This window comes from Synechococcus sp. H55.11, from assembly GCF_047462475.1.
GTDB lineage: Bacteria > Cyanobacteriota > Cyanobacteriia > Thermostichales > Thermostichaceae > Thermostichus.
The window spans coordinates 1-7,507 of the sequence record NZ_JANSJI010000071.1 but is presented as its reverse complement, the minus strand read 5'-3'; the positions used below and the strand labels follow the sequence as shown (position 1 = coordinate 7,507).

The window sequence follows — 7,507 nt, the reverse complement described above, 5'->3', positions numbered from 1 at the left end:
ACCTATCTACAGAAGAGTTGGCGGAGCTGTTTCCATTGGTCAACCAAGCTCTGGTAGATGCCGTCTGCCAGGGAGGAAGTTAAGAGGAAGTTAAAGATCGCCCAGGTTGGCAGTAAGGTAAAGAAGGAGCCTCTAGGTCGCTGCTGCATGGATTTTGAGAAGCTATTGGAGGAATGGGTGGCAGCCTTCACCCAAGCGGCGGAAGAAAGCCTCGCCGCTTTGGAAACAGCCCTGACAGAACTGACGGAACACCTGGCCGTGCCTCTCCAAGAAACCCTGCGGCAGTGGGAAGCGCTCTGGAATCTGGAGGAGGAACTGGAGCCAGAACCTTGCGAGGAAACCTTCAACCCTTCTGTGGGCGAATCTTTCAGCAGCAGCCGTTTCTTCGTCAGCCCGATAGGATTTGGTGGCCTGGTTGTTTATACCTACGTGGCTTCGCCGCCCGACTCCATCGGGGATCCCACCTGTCGCTACAATGCCCATTCTCCAGAGTTGCGCTGTGCCGTCAATCCGCACGGCCCCTGTGAAGGTTGCCCCCACTACGAGCCCCGGAACGTGAGCCCTGGAATGAGTCGCGATGAAGGGTGACCGCCTGATTGTTGCCCTGGATACCTCTTCTTGGGAGCAGGCTGTGGGGTGGGTGGACGCTTTGCCGCAGGTGCTGTGGTGGAAGGTGGGCCTGGAGTTGTTCTCTGCTGCGGGTTCCTCTATCCTCCAGGCTCTCAAGGAAAGGGGCAAGCGCATTTTTCTGGATTTGAAGCTGCACGACATTCCCCACACGGTGGGACGGGCTACGGAGGTGGCCGTCGGCTATGGGGTGGATCTGCTCACCGTCCATGCTTGCGGTGGCAGTGCTATGTTGCGGGCAGCCGTGGCCGCCGCCCAGGGCAGTTCCTGTCGGCTGTTGGCAGTGACCCTCTTAACCAGCCTCGGCCCCGACCAGGTGCGGCAGGAGCTGGGCATTGAACGGGATCCTGGCGACTACGTTTTACAATTGGCCCGACTGGCCCTGGATCAAGGTGTGAAGGGGCTGGTCTGCTCCCCGCAGGAAGTGGGGCGGCTGCGCCAGGCTTTGGGGCCGGAGGTTCTGCTGGTTACTCCAGGGATCCGTCTGAGCGACGCCAGGGTGGGGGATGGTGGGGATGATCAACAGCGCATCTGCACGCCCGACCAAGCTCTGCGGGCAGGAGCCGACTACCTGGTGGTGGGTCGCCCCATCATTGCTGCTCCGGATCCGGTGGCGGCCTTGCGGCGCTTCCAAGCCTTGTGGGATGCTTCTGGGTGAGAAGGTTGAGGGATTCGCCCGCTGTTGGCTAAGTGGTGCTGTGAGGCAACGACGCCATAGGCCACCTGTCCAGTCCGCCAACGCGAACGGCAGGGGGTGTTGGCTGGGAGTGGGTTTATCGGTGGCTTTGGGCCTGTGCAGCCTTCCTGCCGCCCCGGCCAGCGGAGAAGCCTGTCTGGCTGCTCCTCAGGTTTGGGCTGAGGCTCTAACGGAGCAGTTGCCTCTGTTCCTCAATCTGGCCTTGAGCCGCTCCCGCTCTGAGTTTCAGGTTGTGCTTGTGGGGAAGCCGGAGGTTGAAATGCTCCCTCCTCAGGAGCTGGCTCAGGTTTTCTCGGACACCACAACAGCTGCAGAGGCTTTTCGACTGTATTTCACCACGTTGGAGCGCCGCTTGGTCTTGCCCCAACACCCCCAGGACAACCCCTTGGCCGGTCGGCGCAGCGAAACCCTGCAACTGGCCTACGAGGCCTATGTGCTGCGGGCTAGGTCTGGGGATCCCTGGCAGTTGGTGCGTCTGCAGGTAACCGGAGCGGGGATCCCGATTCGCGATGTAACCGAGGGGCTCACCGCTCAGGCCATCCGTCGCTGGCAGCAGTCGGGTTGCCCCTTGACGGGCGATCTAGAGTTGACTAGACCTTCTCTGTAGGCGGGGAGTTTTGCAAGGCACACAAGGACACTTTCTCCTCCCAGAGGGAGAGGCATTGGATGTTCTGCTGCTGGTCGAATGACCATTCCGTTCAGGAACACAATAGGGCATACCTATGAAGTTTCCCCCCGCCAAACCTCGCCAGGGCAAACGGCTGCCCCGCGGCTCATTTTCCCGACTGCGGTCGTCCAACACGGACAAACATCGCCGCCGACGTCTGGTCGGTTTTGGTTGCATAGGCCACTGGCTGCTTTGGGGCGGGATGGGCCTGCTCTTGGGACAGCGGCTCCGCTCCTGGGGGCAACCGTCTCCGCTGCAGTGGTGGCGCGTTGTGCCCGTGAGCGGCTCTGAGGGATCCTTGCCATCCGGTCAGCCGGAACTGCCCCTCTACCACTGGTTTGCGGATGGCCTAGTGCCCTGGCTGGCTCAGGGAACGGGGATCCCGGCTGGAGAGCTGTTGCGGATCTTCTCGGTCATGGCTTGTTTGGCCATCCTGCTGTTGTGCTGGAGCTGGGGCAACTTCTGGAGTGCCGGGCTGTGGGGACTCAGCCCCTGGGTGCTGACCCAAGGGTTGGAGCCGGGCAGCGAGATTTTGAGCACCTGGGTGTGGCTGTGCAGTTGCGGCGTTGGGCCGGGATCTGCCTTGCGCCGGTGGGGTCTGGCCCTAGCTTGTGCCCTGTCCTATAAGATTTGGCCCTTGGCTTTGCTCTGGGCGGGGCTGTGGACGAGCCAGCAGTGGTCGCGGCAGCCGCTGCGTTCGCGAGGGGCACTTTGGCTGCTTTTGCTGCTGCTGGTGATGGCCCTTTCTTGGCTGGGACGGGTCGATCTACCGGCTGATCCTTCTGCAAGGGTTGCCTATCGCCTCAGCTCCCAAGGTGGCTTGGCCGTTTTGGCGACTTTGATGCTGCCCTTGGGGTTGAGCTTGGTGCGGTTGGGCTGGCCCTGGGCGGAACGGCAACAAGCCTTGCTCAGCTTGGCCGGCCTGGGCCATGTCCTCTGGATGGGGATGCTGGCGACGTGGTTTTGGGATCCCCAAGTGAACAGCCTGCAGCAAAGTGCTCGCTGGGGATTGGTGGGGCTCCCCTTCCTGTGCCTGAGCGCCGGCGGCGTCTTGGCGGAGATCCCCTACCGGGGCTGGCGGCGGGTTTTGGGATCCCTGCTGCTGGGCAGTTCTTTCTTGTTATCGTGGCAATCATTGGCCTAGGCTAGTCTGCATTTTTCTTTTTGTCTTGCTTGCTATGACCCAGACCTCATCATCGCTACGCGACGCTTTTGCGAACGCAGCAGCTCAGCCTCTGTTGCAGACCCTGTTTGCCCAACGGGCGCAGGCTTTGATCCCCCCGCCTCTTGGCGCGGAGATCTAAGGGCGGTGCCGGTGGTGAGCAGTTCTGCCTTTGAACTCGCGTTTGTTTCCCAAGACCGACTTGGCACGGGCCACGGCGGAGGTGTTGGCAGAGGATGGGGACAATGCCCTCAATTATGGCGGCACGTTTGCCGGGTTGATTGAGGTGGTGCTGCAGTTGATGCCGGCTAGAGGGGTGGAGGCCCAACTGGAAAACCTGCTGATCGGCCATCGCTCTGGGCAGATCCTCGGCCTCTTGCCCCAGGTCTTTGTGGAGCCGGGGGATGTGGTGATCGTGGAGGGGCCCACCTTCATGGGGGCGGTCAGCCGTTTTGCGGCGTTTCGCGCTGGCGGGACGGAGTCCTTTGTGATTGCGCTTTTGGGGGCCGCTGTAAACCGACCTAGGGGTTCGTGGTTGGCTTGCCAACTGCAGGGCCTACCATTCGCGTCAGCGGCGCGTAGCGCTAAAACCTCACCCGCCTATGCGGTGGGGTAGTTTATGAGGCTACACCTATCAAGGCATAGCTCTCCCCGATCCGGAGAAAAATCTCAGAGCCGAGGGGGCTTGATGCTCACCGCAACGGCTCCCTGGCCGTTTGTCCTTCTAATCGCAGAACTGCAGCCGGGATTGCGGCTGGCGCATGGCCGGATCCAGCTCGCAGATCAGCTCGAAGTTGATCACTCGCCAGCGCTGCGGTGGTCCACCGGCTCCTTCAGGAAGCTGGGAGCTGAAGCTAACCGGCAGGCCGTAGAGGCGGGGTGGGCCGGGACGGCGATGGGATCCCTGCTCCAGGTAGGGGGTGAGCAAGGGGCGGTAGCGCTCGGCCACGATCACCTGTGTGGCTCGCATCCCTTGCATGCGCAGCCGATCCAATTCTTCATGAATCTCGAAGCGGATCCCATCGGCGTGGGTGTGCTGACGAAACCAGCGGCCTTCCCAAAAACGCCAGCGCCGTCCGGATTGCAGATGTACCAGCTCCTCTTGCTCAGCATCCGCCTCAAAGGCGCCGTGGCGAGGGCAGAGGTAAGTATCGGTCAGCGTGAGGGCCGCAATCGTTTGCCGACAGTGGGGACACTGAATGCTGGGGCCGAAGATCGGGTAGGAAAAGGCAACGGTCATAGGTAACCCCACAAAACGCGGCTGAATAGTCGAGCAAATCCGCAGTTGTCCACATTATAGATGTTGCCTTTTGTGGATCTGGTGCCGATCGCGTGGGCAAAACGCAAGTCAGGATCCCCATGACAAAACCAGACGAGATCTTTTAAAATAGATTGAACGGAAGCACGCCCAGAGTCTGCACCGGCTCCAGGCAGCTCCCAGACAATCTCCGCAATGACAACGGGGAGTGGGCAGCGCCCACTTTTTTGCTTTTTGGGGGGCTGAGCGCCCCTGTTGCCGGCACCGGCCCAAGTGGGTTTGGATCTGACAGCAACATAGGTTGGCGACGAGTTGGTTATGGTTCACCCTCTTATTCCACAGTTGGAGAGCTTGGCCCGTCCTGTGGCCGCTCGACTGGGGTATCAATTGGTGCAGATGGTTTTTCACACCAATCAGTATCCACCGGTCTTGCGGGTGGACATCCGTCCGCTGGATCCGGATCAAGAAACCAGCCATGCCGATTGCGAAACCATGAGCCAGGCCTTGGAGGTGGAGCTGGATCGGGTGGATCTGATCCCCGGCCATTATGTGCTGGAGGTCTCCAGCCCCGGCATCACCAACCTGCTCACCAGCGACCGCGACTTTGTGGTTTTCAAAGGATTTGCGGTGCAGGTGACGGTGGATCCGCCCTACAAGGGCAAAACCGTCTGGTCAGGACACCTACTGGGTCGGGATGAGGAGAACGTTGCCCTCTCCCTCAAAGGGCGGCGAGTCCAGTTGCCCCGCGCCTCAGTCCAGCGCGTTGTCCTCTCAGAGGCAGAAACCGAGTAGAGGAATGGGGATAGAGAGGACGTTCCACTGCGAAGTGTGTTGCCCTGTCTTCGCGTCGGAGCTACCTGCTATGCGACGATGCATTTCCCGTCAGGATTGCGGAGCAACAGTGATAGCAGTTTCATCCCAGCTTAAGTTGCATTAGGAGGACAACAGTTTATGTCGATGGTGCCTCTGCCCGGTTTGGCAGAAATGGTGGAGATGATCTCGCGGGAGCGCAACCTGCCCCGCCATGTGGTCACCGATGCCCTGCGAGAGGCGCTGCTCAAAGGCTACGAACGCTACCGCAAAACCATCCAGCGAGATGTCGTTTTTGAAGAAGATCACTTCCGCAACTTCGATGTGGAGTTGGATGTGGAAGCAGGGGGCTTTCGCGTTTTGGCCACCAAAGCCATCGTGGAGCAGGTGCAGGATCCGGATCACGAGATCTCCCTGTACGACGTGCAGCAGGACTATCCAGAAGCCGAAGTGGGCTGGCAGGTCATGAGTGACGTTACCCCACAACAGGCGGAATTTGGCCGCATGGCGGCCATCCAAACCAAGCAGGTGCTGGCGCAAAAGTTACGGGATCAGCAGCGCCGTCTGATTCAGGAAGAGTTCCGCGATCTGGAAAAAACCGTACTGCAGGCACGGGTGCTGCGCATGGAGCGGCAGAAGGTGATCATGGCTGTTTCCAGCGGTTTCGGCCAGCCAGAGGTGGAGGCCGAGCTGCCTAAGAAGGAGCAGTTGGCCAGCGATCGCTACACCCCCAACACGGTGATGAAGGTCTACCTCAAACAGGTTTACCAGGGATCCCGGCGGGGGCCGCAGCTTTTGGTTTCCCGGGCCGATGCCGGCTTGGTGGTCAACCTGTTTGCCAACGAGGTGCCGGAGATCGAAGAGGATATTGTGCGCATCGTGGCGGTGGCGCGGGAGGCCAACCCCCCTTCCCGCAACGTGGGGCCGCGCACCAAGATCGCCGTCGATACGGTGGAGCGAGACGTGGATCCGGTGGGGGCCTGTATTGGCGCAAGGGGATCCCGCATTCAGGCGGTGGTAGCCGAGCTGCGCAACGAGAAAATCGATGTCATCCGCTGGTCGCCGGATCCCGCCACCTACATCGCCAACGCCCTCAGCCCGGCCAAGGTGGTGGAGGTGCGGCTGGTGGATCCGGAAATCCAACAGGCCCACGTGTTGGTGACCGGCGACCAGCTCAGCCTGGCCATCGGCAAAGAGGGGCAGAATGTGCGCCTGGCCGCCCGTCTCACCGGCTGGAAAATCGATATTAAAGAAGTGGAGAGCTACCGGGCGGCGCTAGAGGAGGCGCAAGCGCAGGGGCTGCCCTATCCCTTCATCACGCCGGAGGCTTTGGAACGCTTGCGGCGGCGGGCAGAGCGAGCCGCTCTGGGCCTAGAGGACGAGGAGTACGCAACCAAAGGCCGCTTGGAGGAAGAGAAGTTGGCCACAGACGACAGGCTGGGAGAAGACTGGGTTGAGGAAGACGAGGACTTCGACTACGATGCCGAGTTCGACATCGCCCAGCCCCAAGAGTGAGATCAGGGAGAGCTCTCCTCGCTAGACTTGAGCAGAAGACGTTCTGCGGCGGCCCTTGACATCCTCTCTGCCCATCATCCTTGGCGTCTCAGGCGCCTCTGGGATGCTTTATGCTGTGCGGGCTTTGCACGTCCTGCTCAGCCTGGATTACCGCGTCGAAGTGGTGGTCTCCAAGGCGGCCTATCAGGTGTGGCAGGGAGAGCAAGGGGTGCTGTTGCCGGTGGATCCCCGGCAGCAGGCGCAATTTTGGCGGCAGCAGGCCGAAAGCGAGGGCGGATCCCTGGTCTGCCACCGTTGGCAGGAGGTGGGGGCAACCATCGCCAGTGGCTCTTATCGCACCCAGGGGATGCTGGTGATCCCGTGCAGCATGGGGACGGTGGCTAAGTTGGCTGCCGGCCTGAGCTCAGATCTGCTGGAGCGGGCGGCCGACGTGCAGCTTAAAGAAGGTCGCCGTCTGGTCATTGTGCCGCGGGAAACCCCCTTTAGCCTGATCCACCTGCGCAACTTGACCACTCTGGCGGAAGCAGGGGTGCGCATTGTCCCGGCCATTCCGGCCTGGTACCACCAGCCGCGCACCCTCTTGGATTTGGTGGATTTTGTCGTGGTGAAGGCGCTGGATCAGTTCGGCATCGACAGCGACCTTATCCAGCGCTGGCAGGGGATGCGCCAGCGGCAGATCCTCAAGCTGCCCCCAGAGGACTAAGGGGATCCCCTCACCCCCAGCCCCTCTCCCAGCCCTCACCCCCAGCCCCTCTCCCAGAGGGAGAGGGG

8 protein-coding genes and 1 pseudogene are annotated in these 7,507 nt (G+C 61.1%); 8 read left to right on the top strand and 1 reads right to left on the bottom strand.

The window, feature by feature from the left end; translation table 11 throughout:
- The first annotated feature begins 147 nt into the window (after positions 1 to 147).
- The 5 genes and pseudogenes from NW853_RS03080 to NW853_RS03060 all read left to right on the top strand — a co-directional run.
- Positions 148 to 588 (top strand): DUF6464 family protein, encoded by a 441-nt coding sequence (locus tag NW853_RS03080; RefSeq protein ID WP_414335615.1) that lies wholly within the window; start codon positions 148 to 150, stop codon positions 586 to 588.
- Entirely contained in the window at positions 578 to 1,285 is a 708-nt protein-coding gene (gene pyrF, locus NW853_RS03075) for an orotidine-5'-phosphate decarboxylase (protein ID WP_414335617.1), read from the top strand. Before NW853_RS03080 ends, pyrF begins: the two co-directional genes overlap by 11 nt.
- Positions 1,286 to 1,406: 121 nt before the next feature.
- Positions 1,407 to 1,931 (top strand): hypothetical protein, encoded by a 525-nt coding sequence (locus NW853_RS03070; RefSeq protein WP_414335619.1) that lies wholly within the window; start codon positions 1,407 to 1,409, stop codon positions 1,929 to 1,931.
- Between the two features lie 262 nt (positions 1,932 to 2,193).
- Positions 2,194 to 3,135 carry a hypothetical protein gene (locus NW853_RS03065; protein ID WP_414335620.1) on the top strand — a complete coding sequence of 314 codons (942 nt, stop codon included), beginning with the start codon at positions 2,194 to 2,196 and terminating at the stop codon, positions 3,133 to 3,135.
- 505 nt (positions 3,136 to 3,640) lie between these two features.
- Positions 3,641 to 3,769 (top strand): annotated as a pseudogene (locus NW853_RS03060) (RNA-guided endonuclease TnpB family protein); the annotation flags it as partial.
- Between the two features lie 108 nt (positions 3,770 to 3,877).
- On the opposite strand, the gene NW853_RS03055 reads toward NW853_RS03060, so the two are convergent.
- The gene (locus NW853_RS03055; protein WP_414335622.1) at positions 3,878 to 4,393 is read right to left on the bottom strand and encodes a TIGR02652 family protein; all 516 of its coding nucleotides are present in this window, start codon (positions 4,391 to 4,393) and stop codon (positions 3,878 to 3,880) included.
- A 336-nt stretch (positions 4,394 to 4,729) separates the two neighbouring features.
- Here NW853_RS03055 and rimP point away from each other — a divergent pair, with 336 nt between their 5' ends.
- The 3 genes from rimP (at position 4,730) to NW853_RS03040 (ending at position 7,439) form a co-directional block, all read left to right on the top strand.
- Complete coding sequence (rimP, locus tag NW853_RS03050) at positions 4,730 to 5,203, top strand: ribosome maturation factor RimP (RefSeq protein WP_414335623.1); 474 nt, start codon at positions 4,730 to 4,732, stop codon at positions 5,201 to 5,203.
- A 159-nt stretch (positions 5,204 to 5,362) separates the two neighbouring features.
- On the top strand, positions 5,363 to 6,736 hold the full coding sequence (gene nusA, locus NW853_RS03045; protein ID WP_414335625.1) for a transcription termination factor NusA: 1,374 nt from the start codon (positions 5,363 to 5,365) through the stop codon (positions 6,734 to 6,736).
- A 55-nt stretch (positions 6,737 to 6,791) separates the two neighbouring features.
- The gene (locus NW853_RS03040; RefSeq protein WP_414335627.1) at positions 6,792 to 7,439 is read left to right on the top strand and encodes a flavin prenyltransferase UbiX; all 648 of its coding nucleotides are present in this window, start codon (positions 6,792 to 6,794) and stop codon (positions 7,437 to 7,439) included.
- Positions 7,440 to 7,507 lie beyond the last annotated feature (68 nt).